Source organism: Acinetobacter sp. AOR41_HL (genome assembly GCF_027854645.1).
Classification (GTDB): Bacteria; Pseudomonadota; Gammaproteobacteria; order Pseudomonadales; family Moraxellaceae; genus Acinetobacter; species Acinetobacter nosocomialis.
Map to the genome: position 1 here is coordinate 133,585 of NZ_JAKTHZ010000037.1, position 18,405 is coordinate 151,989.

At 41.1% G+C, this 18,405-nt stretch carries 21 protein-coding genes and 2 pseudogenes; 5 read left to right on the forward strand and 18 right to left on the reverse strand.

Annotation, left to right across the window (positions count from 1 at the left end):
• Positions 1-28: 28 nt before the first annotated feature.
• A pseudogene (locus MKL35_RS14710) lies at positions 29-94 on the forward strand (DUF1330 domain-containing protein); the annotation flags it as partial.
• Positions 95-233: 139 nt separating this feature from the next.
• Here MKL35_RS14710 and MKL35_RS14715 read toward each other — a convergent pair.
• Together MKL35_RS14715 and MKL35_RS14720 are read right to left on the reverse strand one after the other, a co-directional pair.
• On the reverse strand, positions 234-806 hold the full coding sequence (locus MKL35_RS14715) for a cytochrome b (protein WP_151676666.1): 573 nt from the start codon (positions 804-806) through the stop codon (positions 234-236).
• Positions 807-818: 12 nt separating this feature from the next.
• A complete protein-coding gene (locus MKL35_RS14720; protein ID WP_209796380.1) occupies positions 819-1,883 on the reverse strand; it encodes a catalase family peroxidase in 1,065 nt (354 codons plus the stop codon).
• Positions 1,884-2,119: 236 nt separating this feature from the next.
• Here MKL35_RS14720 and MKL35_RS14725 point away from each other — a divergent pair, with 236 nt between their 5' ends.
• Positions 2,120-2,524 (forward strand): winged helix-turn-helix transcriptional regulator, encoded by a 405-nt coding sequence (locus tag MKL35_RS14725; RefSeq protein WP_032046163.1) that lies wholly within the window; start codon positions 2,120-2,122, stop codon positions 2,522-2,524.
• On the opposite strand, the gene MKL35_RS14730 is transcribed toward MKL35_RS14725, so the two are convergent.
• Positions 2,508-3,071 (reverse strand): TetR/AcrR family transcriptional regulator, encoded by a 564-nt coding sequence (locus tag MKL35_RS14730; protein WP_209796382.1) that lies wholly within the window; start codon positions 3,069-3,071, stop codon positions 2,508-2,510. The two genes, MKL35_RS14725 and MKL35_RS14730, sit on opposite strands and share 17 nt — an antisense overlap.
• Positions 3,072-3,752: 681 nt before the next feature.
• Here MKL35_RS14730 and MKL35_RS14735 point away from each other — a divergent pair.
• Positions 3,753-4,259 (forward strand): hypothetical protein, encoded by a 507-nt coding sequence (locus MKL35_RS14735; protein WP_000732136.1) that lies wholly within the window; start codon positions 3,753-3,755, stop codon positions 4,257-4,259.
• A 144-nt stretch (positions 4,260-4,403) separates the two neighbouring features.
• Entirely contained in the window at positions 4,404-4,844 is a 441-nt protein-coding gene (locus MKL35_RS14740) for a hypothetical protein (RefSeq protein WP_004709468.1), read from the forward strand.
• Positions 4,845-4,899: 55 nt separating this feature from the next.
• On the opposite strand, the pseudogene MKL35_RS14745 reads toward MKL35_RS14740, so the two are convergent.
• Positions 4,900-4,989 (reverse strand): annotated as a pseudogene (locus MKL35_RS14745) (PaaI family thioesterase); the annotation flags it as partial.
• Positions 4,990-5,311: 322 nt separating this feature from the next.
• On the opposite strand from MKL35_RS14745, the gene MKL35_RS14750 reads away from it, so the two are divergent.
• On the forward strand, positions 5,312-6,013 hold the full coding sequence (locus tag MKL35_RS14750) for an SDR family oxidoreductase (RefSeq protein ID WP_004709470.1): 702 nt from the start codon (positions 5,312-5,314) through the stop codon (positions 6,011-6,013).
• Positions 6,014-6,105: 92 nt separating this feature from the next.
• On the opposite strand, the gene MKL35_RS14755 is transcribed toward MKL35_RS14750, so the two are convergent.
• The 14 genes from MKL35_RS14755 to paaA form a co-directional block, all read right to left on the reverse strand.
• Positions 6,106-6,984, reverse strand: coding sequence for a LysR substrate-binding domain-containing protein (locus tag MKL35_RS14755; RefSeq protein WP_017392989.1), 879 nt, complete (start codon positions 6,982-6,984; stop codon positions 6,106-6,108).
• Positions 6,985-7,045: 61 nt separating this feature from the next.
• The gene (locus MKL35_RS14760; RefSeq protein WP_004709473.1) at positions 7,046-7,429 is read right to left on the reverse strand and encodes a PaaI family thioesterase; all 384 of its coding nucleotides are present in this window, start codon (positions 7,427-7,429) and stop codon (positions 7,046-7,048) included.
• 75 nt (positions 7,430-7,504) lie between these two features.
• The gene (locus MKL35_RS14765) at positions 7,505-8,110 is read right to left on the reverse strand and encodes a DapH/DapD/GlmU-related protein (RefSeq protein WP_151676723.1); all 606 of its coding nucleotides are present in this window, start codon (positions 8,108-8,110) and stop codon (positions 7,505-7,507) included.
• On the reverse strand, positions 8,097-9,062 hold the full coding sequence (gene paaX / locus MKL35_RS14770) for a phenylacetic acid degradation operon negative regulatory protein PaaX (RefSeq protein ID WP_000062822.1): 966 nt from the start codon (positions 9,060-9,062) through the stop codon (positions 8,097-8,099). Before paaX ends, MKL35_RS14765 begins: the two co-directional genes overlap by 14 nt.
• Positions 9,063-9,098: 36 nt before the next feature.
• Positions 9,099-10,388: a phenylacetate--CoA ligase PaaK gene (gene paaK / locus MKL35_RS14775; protein WP_151676724.1), complete on the reverse strand. Its 1,290-nt coding sequence runs from the start codon at positions 10,386-10,388 to the stop codon at positions 9,099-9,101.
• Between the two features lie 40 nt (positions 10,389-10,428).
• A complete protein-coding gene (gene pcaF, locus MKL35_RS14780) occupies positions 10,429-11,637 on the reverse strand; it encodes a 3-oxoadipyl-CoA thiolase (protein ID WP_000390392.1) in 1,209 nt (402 codons plus the stop codon).
• Positions 11,638-11,649: 12 nt separating this feature from the next.
• Positions 11,650-13,188, reverse strand: a complete 1,539-nt coding sequence (locus MKL35_RS14785) for a 3-hydroxyacyl-CoA dehydrogenase (RefSeq protein WP_151676725.1) — start codon at positions 13,186-13,188, stop codon at positions 11,650-11,652.
• Between the two features lie 2 nt (positions 13,189-13,190).
• Positions 13,191-13,982 carry a 2-(1,2-epoxy-1,2-dihydrophenyl)acetyl-CoA isomerase PaaG gene (gene paaG, locus MKL35_RS14790; RefSeq protein WP_005124313.1) on the reverse strand — a complete coding sequence of 264 codons (792 nt, stop codon included), beginning with the start codon at positions 13,980-13,982 and terminating at the stop codon, positions 13,191-13,193.
• Positions 13,982-14,755 (reverse strand): enoyl-CoA hydratase-related protein, encoded by a 774-nt coding sequence (locus MKL35_RS14795; RefSeq protein ID WP_151676726.1) that lies wholly within the window; start codon positions 14,753-14,755, stop codon positions 13,982-13,984. Before MKL35_RS14795 ends, paaG begins: the two co-directional genes overlap by 1 nt.
• A gap of 8 nt (positions 14,756-14,763) precedes the next feature.
• Entirely contained in the window at positions 14,764-15,825 is a 1,062-nt protein-coding gene (paaE, locus tag MKL35_RS14800; protein WP_000077464.1) for a 1,2-phenylacetyl-CoA epoxidase subunit PaaE, read from the reverse strand.
• A gap of 23 nt (positions 15,826-15,848) precedes the next feature.
• Positions 15,849-16,349: a 1,2-phenylacetyl-CoA epoxidase subunit PaaD gene (gene paaD / locus MKL35_RS14805; protein WP_001177938.1), complete on the reverse strand. Its 501-nt coding sequence runs from the start codon at positions 16,347-16,349 to the stop codon at positions 15,849-15,851.
• Positions 16,350-16,365: 16 nt separating this feature from the next.
• Positions 16,366-17,121 carry a 1,2-phenylacetyl-CoA epoxidase subunit PaaC gene (gene paaC, locus MKL35_RS14810; protein ID WP_106465961.1) on the reverse strand — a complete coding sequence of 252 codons (756 nt, stop codon included), beginning with the start codon at positions 17,119-17,121 and terminating at the stop codon, positions 16,366-16,368.
• A 12-nt stretch (positions 17,122-17,133) separates the two neighbouring features.
• Positions 17,134-17,424: a 1,2-phenylacetyl-CoA epoxidase subunit PaaB gene (paaB, locus tag MKL35_RS14815; protein ID WP_000389648.1), complete on the reverse strand. Its 291-nt coding sequence runs from the start codon at positions 17,422-17,424 to the stop codon at positions 17,134-17,136.
• Between the two features lie 32 nt (positions 17,425-17,456).
• Positions 17,457-18,395, reverse strand: a complete 939-nt coding sequence (gene paaA, locus MKL35_RS14820) for a 1,2-phenylacetyl-CoA epoxidase subunit PaaA (RefSeq protein WP_151823576.1) — start codon at positions 18,393-18,395, stop codon at positions 17,457-17,459.
• Positions 18,396-18,405: the final 10 nt, after the last annotated feature.

The following is an 18,405-nucleotide window of genomic DNA, read 5'->3' on the forward strand; positions in this document are numbered from 1 at the left end:
TCTTCCCAGCCCTCTCCTCACGATCTGTCAGCTTGCCAAAAGTAAACGCCAAGGCTGCTGTGATGTCATGGTGAGTTTTGTTGAAGGGATCTAAACAGCTGAATTGATTTCTCAAGTTGAGAAATCAATTCTATTTTAAGTCGTTATATCGGCGAGTTTATTTATATATTTTAAATAAACCCTATAAAAACCTCAGTATTAACTCATCGTTCAATCGAAAACATTCAAGCAAACTAGTCAGCATCCTCTTTTTTAGAGGACGGCCCCAAAGCCATACTCGAAAATACACCATCGCGATAAATCCATGCATGTAATAACGCAGCAGATAGATGACCAATAACGACAGCAAATAATAGCCAAGCCAAAATTCCATGTAATGTACGGAACCAAGCGTAAAGCGTAGAGCTGGTTGGTGCTATAGGCGGAAGGTCCCAACCCGGAAATAAAGTGACAGGCCAATTACCTGCCGATAGTGTTGCCCATCCGAGCAATGGCAAACTAAACATCAAAATATAAAGTAGCCAATGTGATGCATGGGCAAGAAATGCCTGCCAGCGCGGTACAGTCGGCGGCAATGGTGGAATTGGATAACAGAGTCGATTTATTAATCTTATGATGACCAATAGTAAGATTGCGATTCCTAAAGGACGGTGAATATCAATTAACCACGGACGCCATGTAATTGAGGTGGTCATGCCTACCCCAATAAATAGCATGGCCAAAATTGCTGCCGCCATAAGCCAATGCAGTATTCGAGCAGTCAAATTAAAATGACGTGGAGCAGTATCGTTAGATTTGTTTTGCATTGTTCAGCTCTCCTATTTGCCCACGGCATCCGTTGCTTTGCCAAATCCAATTTCACGTAATCGAGCATTGTAAGACTGGGAATAGATCGCCGCTCGTGCTGCGAGTACTGGATCATCTGATAACTCAATTCCGGGTGGCACCAAAGTTGGGTCAAAGTTGATATCACGGCAAACGCCATTTACCTGTTCAGTTACATTTTTGACCTCTAATGTTCCGGCTATAACTTCTTTACGGTCTTTTGGCCAAGGCTGAGATGGGTCATTCACCGGGTCTCCTGGTTCAGCAAGTTGCAAAACTAAGTCCCAATAAAGCGGCCCTTCAGCCAAACGTTTTTTGATGTCTTTAAATAAAAAATCAGGGCCAGCTTGATCACGTTGTTCTTTGGTCAAACTAATAAATTTTGAATGAGGACGCATAGACCAACGGACTGGCTGTTCTTGTCCATTGGCCGCTCGTAATATAAAGGCATTTACGACATAAAATTCTGCACCGCTAAAACTACCAGTTAATGGCATTTTTGCCTTTTCCTCAATAGACTTACGCGCTTCGGGATATTCTTTTAAAAATACCTCCACAAGGGCTGGATCAGGTTTGCCAGTAGATGGAACGGGTTTAAATGCTTTTTGCTGCGCCAAAAAACCTTCAGCATTTCGAGTCGGGAAATAGGGAAAGTTGTTTAATTTCATGCGCCACTGCGAATGATCGGCTGCGGAAAGTAATAAAGCCATACTCACTGTTGCGGTAGAATTATCGGGCGCATGCGGGTTACCGCTTCCAATAGAAAATCGGCCAATCGCCGGTATATCCGACTTGGCAAATACAGTGGCTTTCGAGAGTGCTGCTGCCGCACCATTACTGTGGTAAGTGCCATCAAAGCAAATCCCTTTACCGTGTGCACGTCGATATCCGGGATCAAAGTTTTTTAATGTGTCACCCAAAAAAGTTTTGGATGTTGTTCGGTGTCCAAATAGACCAGCGGTCCAAGCAAATGCCAATACTAAAGCGCCTGCGATTACAGCAATACCCACGAATCGCAACCCATACTTCTTTAGCGTTTTAAAATTCAAATTATTCATTCTTCATCCTGTGTAAATTGTATAGCTGCATCTATAAAAAAGTTTGATCCTATAAAAAGAGTATTACTCACATTGATGGAACCATGTTCAAAATTAGTTGAGTAAATAAAATCCTAAAATTTCTGGATCCAATATAGAGATGAGCCTTAATATAATATTTATTCCTGAGCCATATAAGGTACGTACCTCAAGGTTAGTATTAAGCTTATTCACATTTGAATGGAGATAAATAAAGCATGGGTACGAAAAATGTAAAAGTTCCCACCTTGACCGAAAGAGTCCGAAGAGGCGATCTTTTTACTGGAGAGAATAATTGTCAGTCCCGAGAAGCATTTGCTCATGTCACAAGCCTCTGGGGAGTGATATGCCTGATTGCTTTACGTGACGGCACCCATCGTTATAGTGAGTTACGCCGTAAAGCAAACGGAGTCAGCGAAAAAATGCTGACTCAGACCCTCCAGCATTTAGAAAGAGATGGTTTTATACGCAGAACTTCTTATCCAGTCGTCCCTCCCCATGTCGAATATGATTTAACCTTATTAGGTGAGGAAGTCGCTAAACGTGTTGCTGCACTTGCCGATTGGTTAGAGGTTAATTTAAGCGATATTAAAGCAGCCTCTTTAGCTAGTGAGGATGGATAGTGGCGATAAGAAAACGCTCCAACATCTTTTCCCGCTCGATTGTTCCATCTGAACTTAAAAGCTGAATGATTGTACCCTCCACCATATATACAAATAGCTTGGCATCGGTAAAAGAAGCATCCGCGTTTAACACTCTAAGCTGGCTATAAATTTCATTGGTCAGCCATGTTCTGTACCTCACCGCGGTTTGATAGGCGTTGGGATAATTATTTTTAGTTTCAAAAATGGCTTTAAATAATAAGTAATACGGCCCTTCTACATCGGTATGTAAGTTATAAAGCTTTTTGAGTTTATCTATGGCGGCAGTATCTAGGTCGTACTCGACCATTGCAAGCACTTGGTCTTGGAGCCGTTCTTTTTGTACGATCAGGCAAATTTCTATAAAGCGTTCTTTAGAGTGAAAGTAGTTATAAAACGTCATTTTATTCACTTCAGTTTCTTTCACAATTTTGTCGACGCCCACCATATGAAACCCACCGTGATGAAACAGATTAATCCCTTTTTTTACTACTTCTAAAGCACGTGTTGAGAGAACTAAATTTGGCATAGTTTTACCGTTATAAATTCTTGTTGTTTGTAAATGAGATACTTTTTTGGGAGAAAAAAAGGCATAGCAAAGCCGTAAAGACTGTGCTTGGCACATCTCAAGTTTTGTTGTTGCTTAAGTTTTAATAAAAAAGACTTAAAGCCTGAAAACCTTATGGCGTTCAAGCTGCTGTAAATTTTTAAGCTGTGTCGTTATAGCTTTTGGCAGTGAGAGCCAAGAAATAATGGATGTGCAAAGCCAACTCCTTTTTATTGGGAGTTCTGCCAGACATTAAAATTATGGTGGCAGAACGAGAAAGGGTTCGCGGACTGGTGAAAGATATAACCAGCACACCCGAAGGTGTCCCTCTCCCGTCCTACCGCAACGGGAGGAGACGAGGAGTTCACGCATAAGACTATCCCTCAGACGGAATAACTCTGATGCGATCTTTCATCACGGTCCGCGACGACCGTCTGGCAATGTGGCCAGCAGGCAAAGAATAGTGCCCAACCCTGTTACAGTCAAGCACGCAAAATGCCATTTGTTTTAAATTAAATCATTAGAAAAGTAAGGCTAAATAATGGGTGGGTTATTGTTAAGTTGAGCAATGAAAATAACCTGCTGATGGGAGGTTTTATTTGAGCTAGAAAGAGTACGTATAAGGTGTATTATGTTGATTTTAAATAATCTAAATTATTCAATATGAAAAAATTAGACTTCCAAATAAGTAAGATAACAGAAGTAAAAAATCCTATTTACTATGGAGATGATTTTTTACATTTGTATATTCATACTGAACAAGCAAGCTATATTCAATTTTTTTGCTTGGATTTGTTTTATTATGAAGACAATATTAATGAGTTACTTGCATGTATTCTTAATAAAGGAACAAGAGCAGACTATTCATTTAGAGAATGGATTGTTAATACAGAGTTTAAAGAAATATCTATCGAAGAATTAGCAATACAGGCTAATGGTCTAATAAATCAATTAGATATAATTTTAAATGAATCTCCTGCGAGCTTAAGTGCCAAAGTCCTGAAAGAATACTTATGTACTTTAAATTTTGAAAATACTACAAATAGTTATGAAATCTTAGGTTGTTCTAAAATTGTCCCTAATAGTCCTGATGAAGGTGGCCCAAATTATCATTTTTTTTGGGAAAATAAGGGAAAATTTTATTTTTTACACATTCATTTAGAATCATAAATTCTACTATTTAACACAATGGACGTTATCTGAAGTATAAAAAATTCTATCTGATAAAAACTTTTCAATATAAATGTACTCAGATGTTTTATATCAGGTTTAATATACTAACTTTATTCAAGCCAATAGAACATATCTAAAACTATGGAAAGAAATGAATACCAAGGAGAAAAACACACAAAGTTTATTTATTCGAGTAAAAGACGCATTCAGCGAAGGGTTTTACAATTAGAAAAACTTACGGCCGAGGCCATTCATAACTATATTCACCTCAACTACAAGGATGAATGGTTTGAAAGTAACTTTTCAATTTTAAGTTGTTGGAAATTCTCTAAAAAAGACTTTGATAACACCGACAAATTTTGGTGTGATGCCATTTATTTCGAAGACTTCCATATAGAAAAGGAACGAGTATTTACTTTTAATGGATACGCATGGATTGGCTTGGCAAGCAATGTCGACTCTGAATGGAAAGTTCCAGTCTCAGGCAAATTTTTTATCAGTTCGAATGGGAAAACTTTAAAAAGCTATACCTTAACTTTTTACAATGAAAGTCAGGAATTGATTTTATCAAAACGGAACTAATAAGTGAAAATGTGCGTAAATAAGCCCAACCACTCTGCTTAAAACTAACCACACATCACGGCGCAAGCCTATAACACGTAGATGTAAATAAAGCGACTCTATTATTTAAACCGTCTGTTATCACCATCTCATAATGCGTAAATTCTTACTAAAGCTTGGGTAACCGCACATTGGGAAAAAATATTATCAGTACACAGATGCAGCTTTGTATGAAGACCTATATAACCGAGTTCAAGCTTTCCATTAGAAACTTAATAAAAATTTGAAATGTCTAATAAATCATCGGTTTCAATTATTTTTAGGATACTTTTTTCTAATAACTACGAGTCGCATATTGCTTAAGACAATAGATTTTCTACTGGGTTTAACGAATATATATCGTTTGCTCACCACCCTCTTAAATTTTAACATCATCTTTAAATTTGTTAAATGTTTCATATTTTTAATGAAATTAAGAGGTAAAAATTATGTCTGAGAAAGTCGCTATTATTACGGCTGCGGGAAGTGGTATGGGCGCAGCGATTGCAAAAAAATTAGCAGCAGATGGATTTAATGTTGCGATTCTTTCTTCATCAGGAAAAGGTGAAGCTCTCGCAAACCAACTGAATGGTCTAGGTATTACTGGATCAAATCAATCAATAGACGATGTTCAACGCCTTATTGATGAAACTCTTTCTCGTTGGGGACGAATAGATGTTTTGGTTAATAGTGCAGGACATGGTCCCCGCAAGGAAATTTTAGAATTAACAGACCAAGATTGGCATGATGGTATAGACACTTACTTTCTTAATGCTGTACGACCTATACGTTTAGTTATTCCTGTAATGCAAAAACAAAAGCAAGGTGTAATTATCAACATTTCTAGTGCATGGACATTTGAGCCTAGCTCACTATTTCCAACTTCGGCAGTTGCTCGTTCTGGATTGGCAGCATTTACCAAAATTTGTGCAGATACCTATGCGATTGATAATATCCGTATTAATAATGTCTTACCTGGATGGATTGATACTCAGCCAGAAATAGATGAACGCACTAACAATGTTCCAATGAAGCGATATGGTTCAAAAGAAGAGATAGCAGATACAGTTGCTTTCCTTGCATCTTATAGTGCTGCTTATATTACAGGGCAGAATATTCGAGTAGATGGTGGCTTAACTCGCTCTGTATAATGAATCTTAATAAAAATTTGAAGGGATAAATTGCTAAACCATTATCCCTTCAAGATTAGAGTTAAACTCATCACAGCAATAAAACTCTCTTTTTAATCTTGCTCTGTACCTAAATATTCAATACACCATTTCCAAATTTGATCTACTTTGTCATTCGGATGTGGAACTTTTTTTCTGACAAGAAAATAACTTGGCTCAACAATTTTAGTTTCGGAAATAACTTGTACTAGTTTTCCTGACTTAATATCTGCTTCTACAAATGCTCGACATGCTAAAGCTATTCCTTGCCCTGACACAGCAGCGTCCAACGCCAAAGTGGTTTGATTAAATATAGGCCCTGACAACTTGGCGAATGTATTTAGAAATTTTGGCCATTGATCGTGTGCATCGTGCAGAAGTGGCATTGATAATAACTGTTCACGTTTTAATGGCAACGTTAAATCTTTGACAAAATAAGGACTTGCGACAGCTACGAGTTCCTGACGAAACAATAATTGTGTTTCTAAATTCTCTGGAAATGATTTTGTGGTTAGCCTGATAGCAATATCAACCTGATCCCGATCAAAGTCAGATACGGCTTCAGTAGCTAATGTATGTAAGTTAATGTCAGGTAATAGAGTATGTAAATCGCCTAACCGAGGAATTAAGAGTTTGGCAGCAACAGTTGGTGTCACACTTATAGTAACGCTATCTGGCTGATCTAATAGTAATTCTGTCGAATCAGTAAGAATGTCAAAAGCACGAGTAATATTGACCAGATACTTTGCTCCTTCAGGAGTCAAAGACAGTCCTCGTGGAAGCCGTTGAAATAAAGTTACGTTTAAATGATCTTCTAATGCACGAACTTGTTGGGCAATTGCACCTTGCGTAACACCTAATTCTTCAGCAGCAGCGCGAAAACTTAACTTCCTGCCCGCTGTTTCAAAAGCACGTAAAGCATTTAAAGATGGAAGTTTTCGACGAGATAACATGAAAAAATAAAGAAGTAGTTTTTCTACACTCTAGTTTGTTTACTAACTGTATGCAAGCCATTCACGGCGCAAGCCTGTAACACGTAGATGTAAACAAAGCGACTCTATTATTCAAACCGTCTGTTATCACCACTTCATAATGCGCGAATTTTTTACTACTACCAACCTTGGTTGCCGTTGCAAATAGCACCTTATCTTTCGCACCGCTCATATAACGAATATCCGCCTGTAGCCCTGTATATGGCGCATCCCCTGCGTTACAAGCCATCGCAAAAGCGATATCGGCTAAAGAAAATATGACACCACCATGCACACCGCCCAAGGCATTCATGTGTTCGTCTTTTACATTAAGCTGACAACGCGCCTCATCAAAACTGCGATGCAGCACTTGTACACCCAATAGCTCTGCGAATTGATCAACTGCGGTAGTTTCCATTTTTTGCACAAACGCCTCCCTACTCGTGCGAGTATTCCTTAAATGTTATGAACTCATATGTATTGAAATCGACTTTATAAGCCGTTAAACGCTATCTTGTTTAATCTGATAGTTTGAAGAACTAAAGTCCTTATAGGTCAGGCGGTCATCTGACTCTGAACTTAAAGGCTGAACTTCTTGCATTGTATTTAAGCATCGCTGTGCAAGTTCAATGTATTCTTGCGTGCCTCTGGTTTTCCACTTTTTTTCTTGTTCTGATAACTCACGTGCAACCTTGGCAGGACTGCCCATTGCCAATACATTTGCCGGAATTATATCTTTGGTTTTGACCAAGCTATTTGCACCAATAATGGTGTTTTCACCAATTTCGGCATAGTCCAAAATTACGCTGTTCATGCCAACCAAAACATTTTTTCCAATGCGGCAGCCATGTAAAGTTGTCCCATGCCCAATGTGCCCCATTTCCTCAACTAGAGTCACGCTTTGCGGAAAGCCATGTACGGTGCAGCTATCTTGTATATTGGCATTTTGCTTAATATGAATACGGCCAAAATCGGCACGCAATGAAGCAAATGGCCCCACATATACGCCCGCTTCAATAATCACATCACCAATTAAAACAGCAGTTGGGTGTACAAAAGCCTCTGGACTTACGACTGGAATAACACCGTCAATACTATAACAAGGCATGATTTAACCTCTCATTTGTCGCCACCAAACCTCCGAAACGGCGCCAATAATGTGCTGTGGCATTTGGCATTGGTCCTTCTGCTGTTGCAGCAACAGACAAGAAGTATTCATCCGCAGGTTCAAATACTTTTTTATAAATATTCATGGATAACGTTCGTGCACTAATCGCAGGCCAATCAGTTGGCAACAACTCAAGCGGTAATGCAGGGTCTTTTAATAAAATCCGTCGATAATAATGAATCAGCAAAGTTCGAATTTGAAAGGCCTGAACTGGTTCGAGTTGTTCGTTTTCCTGCATGAGCAACACACCAATTTCTCTAAAAATATCGAGAAACTGTAAATATCTTTGGCGTAATTCATCGATTGGCCAGTTGGTTCTGAGCATACGCCCAATGGTATCGACCGAGTTATTAAAGAGCTGCAAGGTTTCGGCTTTAAACACCACCACTTGCTCACTCATATTTAAGTCAACCAACAAGCGTTGCAGTTCAATACGGTTACAACCCGGATAAGCCATTAGGTTTGTCGAAATATTGGCAAATCCTAACCATTCGAGTTCTTTCTTTAACAACGCTTTATTTTCAGTGTCGAGGCTAGACATCAGAATAAGATCCCAATAATGGTCCCACTCTTTCATCTGGTCGTTATAAATGCGTTGCTCGGCTTGCAAATAAGTCGAACGGCTCGAATCGGTAATTCGATAAAAACTGGTTCTGCCGATTTTGTCTGAACATAACCAATCATTTTTAACTAAACGAAAAACAGAGGTTCTTACAGCGCGGTCATTAAAACCAAACAGCTCTAATAACTGAATCAGGCTTGCAAGACTAATGTTTCCACCCCGATGAAGTACTGAATCTCCAAAAATTGTCGAAATAAGCGAAGTTCCACTTAAGGTTTCATTCTTTACAACAGAATCAATTATTTGCTGTATTTTTGCACTCATACTCATGTCTTGGCGTTTAGTTTCAGGGTATAGATTCTATTGTTAAGCAATCTGACGCATATCGATTACCCGCTTTGCCTTACCTTCCGAACGAGGTAAGGTCGCTTCTGTCACAACTTCTACAGTAACGCTAATCCCAATCATGGTTTTAATGCGTTTCATCAACTCCTGAGCAAGTTGATTGGCCTGTATAGTACAGTTATGACACATCTCTGTACGAATATGCAAAGTATCCATATGGCCTTTTTTAGTCACCAAAATTTCATAATTTGGAACTAAATGCGGAACTTGCAAAATTTGCTCTTCAATTTGAGTCGGGAAAACGTTCACGCCGCGAATAATCAGCATATCGTCACTACGGCCCACAATTTTATCCATTTTGCGCATTGCCAGATTTTCACCTGATAGTAAGCGGGTCAAATCACGGGTACGGTAACGAATAATCGGTAAGCCTTCTTTGGTAATGGTCGTAAAGACGAGCTCGCCAAGTTCGCCATCTTTGCAAACTTCACCTGTTTCAGGGTTAATAATTTCTGGGTAGAAATGATCTTCCCAAATGGTTAATCCCTCGCCCTCGCCTAAGCACTGCATCGCAACACCCGGCCCCATTACCTCAGACAAACCATAAATATCGAGTGCTTTAATATTGAGGCGTTCTTCAATTTCACGGCGCAGTTCGTTGGTCCAAGGCTCGGCACCAAAAATACCGACTTTTAAAGACGTATTGCGTGCAGTACCAAATTGTTGTTCGAGCTTTTCAATAATGCTCACGCAATATGATGGCGTAACCATAATTGCAGTCGGTTTAAAGTCTTGAATAAGCTGAACTTGCTTTTCAGTTTGACCGCCAGACATAGGAATAACAGTCGCACCTAAGCGCTCGGCACCATAATGTGCGCCTAAACCACCTGTAAATAGTCCATAGCCATAAGCCACTTGAACCATGTCTTTCGCGGTTAAACCGGCCATGCGTAAGCAACGCGCAACAATGTCAGACCAAGTGTTAATATCTTTTTGGGTATAACCCACCACGGTCGGTTTACCCGTTGTGCCCGATGATGCATGTAAACGCACAATTTGCTCTTGTGGTACGGCAAACATTCCAAACGGATAGTTGTCTCTTAAATCCTGTTTGGTGGTAAATGGAAACTTTGCCAGATCGTCTAAAGTCACGAAGTCATCAGGATGTACACCTGCGTCATCGAACTTTTTCTTATACACCGGACTATTTTCATATACAAAAGTCAGGGTTTGCTTTAACCGTTTAGTTTGCAGCTCTCTAAGCTCTGCAAGTGTTAATTGCTCAACATTATCCGCTGTGAGGCTGTCCATCGCCTATCTCCTCATTATGTATTTTTAAAAACCGTCTAAATTAATTTAAGTTTTCCAAAATCAGTGCGACGCCTTGTCCAACACCTACACACATTGTGCAAAGTGCATAGCGTCCACCGCGTTTTTTTAGCTCACGTGTTGCCGTAATCACTAAACGTGTACCACTCATACCGAGCGGATGTCCTAACGCAATCGCACCGCCATTTGGGTTCACGCGTTCATCGTCATCTTTTAGACCAAGTTCACGCATACAAGCCAAAGATTGGGCTGCGAATGCTTCATTCAGCTCAATCACATCCATCTGATCTAGCGTTAAACCTGTTTGCTTTAAAATTTTCTGCACAGCCGGAACAGGACCTATACCCATATATTTGGGTTCAACCCCTGCACTTGCAATGCCAATTACGCGTGCTAAAGGTTTTAAACCATGTGTATCTGCAAATTCACGGTTGGTAATTAACACACACGCAGCGCCATCATTTACACCAGAGGCATTTCCGGCAGTCACCGAACCACCTTCTTTCTTAAAAGGTGCTTTTAGTTTTGCGAGTGCTTCAAGTGTTGTTTCACGCGGATGTTCATCGCGGTTCACCACAACCACGTTTTTCTTACGGTCTGTAATCTCGACAGGCAAAATCTCATCGTTAAAGAAACCGTTTTGTTGTGCAGCAGCGGTTTTTTGTTGGCTACGTAATGCAAAAGCATCTTGGTCTTCACGACTAATTTGATACTTTTCAGCTACATTTTCAGCAGTTTCAGGCATGCTGTCGGTGCCGTATTGCGCTTTAAGTTGCTTATTTACAAAGCGCCAGCCAATGGTGGTGTCATAAATTTCAGGTGTACGGCTAAACGCTTCGGTTGGTTTAGCTTGTACAAATGGTGCGCGGCTCATTGACTCAACACCACCTGCCAACACAAATTGTGCTTCACCTGCTTTAATTGAGCGTGCTGCAAGGCCTACCGCGTCTAAACCAGAAGCACACAAGCGATTGACCGTCATAGCTGGAACTGTATCAGGTAAACCAGCCAAGAGTGTCGCCATACGTGCAACGTTACGGTTGTCTTCACCTGCTTGGTTGGCACATCCTAAAAACACTTCGTCTACCGTATTCCAAGGTAGGTTCGGGTGTTTATCTTTTAAATATTTGATGGGCAATGCAGCTAAATCATCTGCACGTACAGCACTTAGGGCACCTGCATATCGTCCAATTGGGGTACGAATAAAATCGCAAATTAAAACGTCTTCCATGTTGACTCCTGATTATGCAAATTCGGTCATATCGCGTGAATATTGGGTAGCAATGTTTTGGGTTTTCGCTACATATTGCTTGAGGTAGATACTCGCGCGATATTTTTCCTCTCCATACAGTGCATATAAGTTATTTAAGGTTTGGAGCACATAAGCACCGCCCATTTGTGTCAACCACTGGTAAGGACCTTTAGGATAATTCACTCCATATTTCATGGCATTATCAATATCTTCCAGACTCGCAACACCATGTAAACTTGCTTCACAGGCTTCATTAATGAGTAAAGCGATGGTGCGTAAGGTTAACAGTGCTGGATGGTCTTTAATCCACATCACGCTGATACCAAACTGTGCAAAATAAGCTTCAACTTTAGCCAGATCACTTGCTTCACAAAGCTCGTTATGACTGAGTACTAAACCCTCTGCGTGCTCAAAATCATGATGCCAATCCATTAAAACCACTTTACGGCTTAAGTAATGAATATTGGCAGACTCACCTTGGCTTAAACGTAAGTCGATATCATCAATTTGAAGGATATTGTCGTCACTCGCAGATCCACTTTTTAAACCTAAACGCGTTAAAAAAGCAGGTATTTGCGACCAAGTCCCTTTTAGCTGAATATGGGCATCGACTGGTGTGGCAACTACAGCTTGAGGCTGAAATGTCTCGTACTGATTTTTTTCGTTATAACTATAAAAGCCCTGTTTTGACTTACGACCCCAAGCACCTGCATCGACCAATTCTTTTTGAATGAGGCTTGGGCGGTAGCGTGGCTCGTAAAAAAACTCTTGGTAAACGCTTTGGGTCACTGAAAAGTTAACATCTTGACCAATAAGGTCGGTAAGTTCACAAGGCCCCATCGCAAAACCGCCGCATTGCTTTAAGGCATAGTCGAGTTGATCATAGCTGGTGACTTGTTCTTGCAGTGCTCTAAAGCCTTCTGCATAAAACGGACGTGCAATTCGGTTAACAATAAACCCGGGGGTCGACTTGGTGAGTACCGGAATTTTTTTCCAATTCAACATCAAGTTTTTTAAAGCCAAACATAAGCTGTTTGGGGTTTTTAAGCCTTGTACAATTTCAACCAGTTTCATGACTGGTGCAGGATTAAAAAAGTGTAAACCCACTATGCGCTCAGGGTGAGCAATGCCCGCCGAAATTGCAGTCACCGAAATTGAAGATGTATTGCTTGCAAAAATGGTTTGCGCACTACAAATTTCAGCGAGTTGCTTAAATAAAGACTGTTTAACTTCTTTTTTCTCAACCACCGCTTCAATCACCAAGTCGGCATCACGCAGCGCTTCAACCTGATTGACCACCGTTAAACGCGCTAAAGCCTCATCAGCTTGCTGCTGTGTGAGCTTGCTCTTTTCAACCAGCTTTTTAAACGTCTGCCCTAAGCCATGAGCGGCTTGCTGCGCTTTTTGAGCGTCTAGATCATATAAAACAGTCGAGTGCCCATTAACAATTGCTAACTGGGCAATGCCGATGCCCATAGTGCCAGAACCAATGACGGCAATTCGGGCACGAGATAAGTCTAAATCTGTCATGCTTAGCGCCCTTTAAAATTTGGTTCACGTTTATTCATAAAGGCTTGTACCCCTTCACGATAATCTTCGGAACGACCCGCAATGCGTTGTAAGTCACGCTCTAACAGCATTTGCTCATCAAAGGTGTTATTGCTTGATTGATGAATGGCTTTTTTAATAAGAGATAGACCAAAAGTAGGTTGTTTCGCTAAACGTTCAGCAAGTTCAGTGACTTTTTCTTTAAGCTCAGCATCCTCAACCACATCCCAAATCATGCCCCATTCTTTTGCGGTTTCTGCTGGTAGCTTGTCACCTAACAAAGCCAATCCCATCGCACGCGCATGGCCTACGGCACGTGGTAAAAACCATGTACCAGCCGAGTCTGGAACCAAACCTAAGCGACAAAATGCTTGTACAAAGTTTGCCGATTTAGCTGCAATCACCAAGTCACACGCCAGTGCAATATTTGCCCCTGCACCTGCCGCCACACCATTTACGGCGCAAATTACAGGCTTTGGCATATTTACAATTGTTTTAATGAGCGGGTTATAGTAAGTTTCAATGGAATATCCTAAATCTGGAGCTTCAGCATTTGGGTCAACTACACGGTCGCCTAAGTCTTGCCCTGCACAAAAGCCACGGCCTTCGCCACTAATCACCACACAACGGACATCCGGATTTTTGGTCCACTGGTTTAAAACCTCGGCCACTTCACGGTGCATATCAACGTTAAAGCTATTCAGTGCTTTTGGGCGGTTAAATGTCAGGTAGCCAACACCATTTTTTTCTTCAGCAATAATATTTTGATAGTCCATCACTCACCTCTAAACACTGGCTTTCTTTTCTCAAAGAAAGCATTAATCCCTTCGTTTCGATCTTTTGTAGCCGCTAGCCAGACAAAGTTTTGACGTTCAAACTTGAGTCCCTGACTTAACGTTGTTTCATGAATACTTTTAATTGATTGTTTAATCACGCGAATCGCTAAAGGCGCTTGTTTGGCAATTTTGGCTGCCAGTTGAACCGCATATTCAACGGTTAATTCGGTCGGCACTACTTGACTGCAAATGCCATGTTGCTCTGCCTGTTTTGCCGAAATCATCTCACCTGTCATGGCCCAGCGCATGGTGAGCTGTTGTCCAACCAAGCGTGCTAAACGCTGTGTTCCGCCTGCACCCGGCAACATACCAAGGCCAATTTCAGGTAAAGCGAATCGGGCATTTTCACCGCAAATCACCATATCTGAATGCAAAACCAACTCAAACCCAGCGCCTAAGGCATAGCCATTGACTGCGCTAATGAGTGGCTTACTAAACGCATCAATTTTTTGCCAAAGCTTCGGGCGAATATCGAGTTGCAAAGACACCGCGTCCATTGCAGCTAGCTCACTAAGATCTGCTCCAGCCGCAAAACACTGAATGTTACCTGTTAAAACCACCGCTTTGACTTGAGCATTATGTTCAGCTTCTTCGAGCAACTCGCACAAACACTGCAATGTTGCATTGTTTAAGGCATTTCTTTTTTCCGGACGGTTTAAGGTTAATAACAAAACACCGTCAGTTGCTGTACTGGCTTTGATCAACTCTTGCATGACAGCCTCTATTCATCAAAACTCAAACGAACATTTGAGCCTTTTGGTAAGGTCTGGCAGCTCAGCACATAGCCCTTTTCAACTTCATCCTCTTCAAGACTATAGTTAAGGAACATGTCGACTTCGCCTGAAAGCACCTTACAGCGACAGGTCGCACACACCCCACCTTTACATGCATATGGTAAGTCGGCACCCGCACGCAAAGCCGCATCAAGAATACTTTCATCATCTTGAGCTACAGAAACAATCAGTTCACGGCCATCTAAAATGATGTTTACTTTTTCTTCTTTACGGTTTGCATCCGCTTCAACACTACGTTTACGCGCTTGTCCTGTATGGAAACGTTCGGTGTGGATTCGCTCTTTGGCAATACCAAAGTTCGGCAACGTGTTTTCTACAGCATTCATCATTTCGTCTGGGCCGCAGGCAAACACATGGTCAAAGTTTGTTTCAAGCACTTCATAATCAAAAAGTTGCTTAAGCTTTTCTGCATCAATACGACCGTTCATTAGCTCGCTATCGTTGAACTCACGAGAAAAAATATTGATGAGTTGAAAACGTTCTTTAAACTGATCTTTCAAATCCATAATTTGCTCGGCAAACATGGTTTGTTTCCATGAACGATTGCCATAGAGCAAGGTAAAATTAGCTTCAGGTTGTTCAAATAAAACTTGTTTAATAATTGATAGAATTGGCGTGATACCACTGCCTGCCGCAACGCCTAAATAGTTTTGTCCGCCCATCTTGGCTGCTTTTTGAAAAAACACGCCTTGTGGTGGCATCACTTCAAGTACATCGCCCACTTTTAAATGGTCATTTGCCCAGTTTGAAAATTGACCCTGATCAATTTTTTTAACCGCAATACTGATGTCTTCTTTGCCCGCATAGCTGCAAATTGAATAACAACGACGGATTTCACCCGCTTCGGTTAAATGGCGAATGGTTAAATGTTGCCCCGGTTGAAATTGAAATTGTTCTTGTTGTTCAGGTACAACGTCAAATGCAATACAAATTGCCTGATCGGTTTGCGGCGTAATACTTTTTACTTTTAATGGTACAAATTGGCTCATGGCTGATTTCCTTATCTAAAGACTTAAATACATTTGAAGTAATCAAAAGGCTCAAGACAGTCCTGACATTTATAAAGTGCTTTACAGGCGGTAGAACTAAACTCTGTTAACAGTCGGGTATGTCGGCTTTTACAACGTGGGCACTCGACACCATCATTTAAATGAACGTGAGTTCCACACTGATGCGCCAACCCTTCAGGTGGTGCAATGCCATAAACTTGCAGTTTCTTTTTCCCTGCTTCAGACATCCAGTCCGTGGTCCATGCTTCTGACAAATCGACCATGACTTTGACCGGTGTCAAAGCTTCTGCGGTAAATGCCTCAACAATTTGTGCTTTGAGCATATCTGTTGCTGGGCATCCGCTATATGTCGGAGTTAGACGAACAATAATTTCTTGTTGATCGTTAATCTCTACACCGCGGATCATGCCTAAATCGACAACCGATAAAACCGGAATTTCAGGGTCACTTACCGTTTGTAGAACATCCCAACATTGGTCGATGCAATGACGAATCATTTGCATGGCTCACCTCCTTGTCTTACCAGGTCATTCCCGGATAAGTTCTTTGAATACATTGCATTTCAGCCAATAAATAACCTAAATGCTCGGTATGCAATCCTTGTTTCGCACCACGGCGATAAGCACCGTTCACAGCAACATTTAATTCAAAACGCTTAAGCTCATCTGCAATGGTTTGGTTCCATTGTTCTTTTTCATTTGAAAAATCTGGAATCACGCCTTCTGCAACTAATGCTTGTTCGTCTGCATTCAGTTCAAATAATTCAGCGGTAAAGCGCCATAAATTATTTAATCCGTCTTGCACACGTTGATGTGCTTCATCTGTGCTTAAACTTAAACGCTCCATCCAGCTCGTCGAAAAGCGGATGTGATACTTCACTTCTTTTAAAGATTTCACAGCAAGCGCACTTAATTCAGGAAGTGAGCTTTGCGCTAAAGCCGTAAATAAATGAAAATGGTAATGGTCCATCAACCACTGACGTACTATCGTTTGTGCAAAATCGCCATTCGGCTGTTCACACAACAATAGGTTTAAAAACTCACGTTCAGTACGGAAATACGCAAGTTGGTCTTCATCACGTTTAGCTTCATCGTATTGACCAGCCAAAGTCAGAAAGTTTCTTGCCTGACCCAATAAGTCCAAGCCGATATTTGCTAAGGCAATATCAATTTCTAGCTCAGGTGCATGCCCGCACCATTCAGCCAAACGCTGAGATAAAACCAGTTGACTATCACCAATATGTAATAAGAATTTAGATAAAACTGAATGATTCATTTGCCATTCCCCTTACATGTGCTCAATGCCGTCTGGGATATGGTAAAAAGTCGGATGACGATAAACCTTGTCTAAAGAAGGATCGAAAAATTCAGCTTTTTCATCTGGTTGTGATGACTTAATCAGTTCTGAACGAACTACCCAAATGCTAATTCCTTCATTACGGCGCGTATAAACATCACGAGCATGCTGTAGTGCAATTTCATCATCAGGTGCTCTTAGGCTGCCTACGTGACGGTGGCTTAAGCCTTGTTTACTACGTACAAATACTTCGTAGAGCGACCAGTTGTTTTTATCTTCCATTTTGATTTCCTCAAATTTTTCCATAAATCTTGTTAAGCCACTTTGTTCGCTTCAAGCTGCTGTTTTTTCGCGTAGACTACTGCTGCATCACGAACCCATTTGCCGTTTTCCCATGCTTTACGGCGTGCTTCGATACGCTCGTGATTACATGGTCCACGTCCGGCAATCACTTCATTAAATTCGTGCCAGTCAATCTCGCCAAACTCATAGTGGTCTGTTTCTTCATTGAGCTTTAAATCTGGGTCTGGTACTTCCAAGCCAAGTTGCAACACTTGTGGTACGGTGTTATCGACAAACTTTTGACGTAATTCATCATTACTAAAACGCTTGATTTTCCACGCCATGCTTTGTGCGCTGTTTGGAGAATGCTCATCACTTGGACCAAACATCATCAGTGCTGGCCACCAGAAACGGTTCACTGCATCTTGCGCCATCTGTTTTTGTTCCGGTGTACCGTTTGCCAAAGCCATCATGGCTTCAAAACCTTGGCGTTGGTGGAAACTTTCTTCTTTACAAATACGTACCATCGCACGTGCATATGGCCCATATGAAGTACGGCAAAGCGCAACTTGGTTCACAATGGCTGCCCCATCGACAAGCCAACCAATTGCAGCGACATCTGCCCAAGTCAAAGTTGGATAGTTAAAGATTGATGAGTATTTCATTTTCCCATTAATCAACTTTTCCATCATATCGTCACGGTCAGCACCTAAGGTTTCTGCCGCGCTATACAGATATAAACCATGACCCGCTTCATCTTGTACTTTCGCGAGCAAAACCGCTTTACGTTTTAAAGTCGGCGCACGCGTAATCCAGTTTCCTTCAGGCAACATACCTACAATTTCAGAATGGCCATGTTGCCCGATTTGACGAATCAATGTTTTGCGGTAGGCATCAGGCATTTGATCCTTAGCCTCGATCGTAATTTCATTGGCAATATTTTGTTCAAATTTCTGGTAATTGTTTTCCATTCTTTCATTC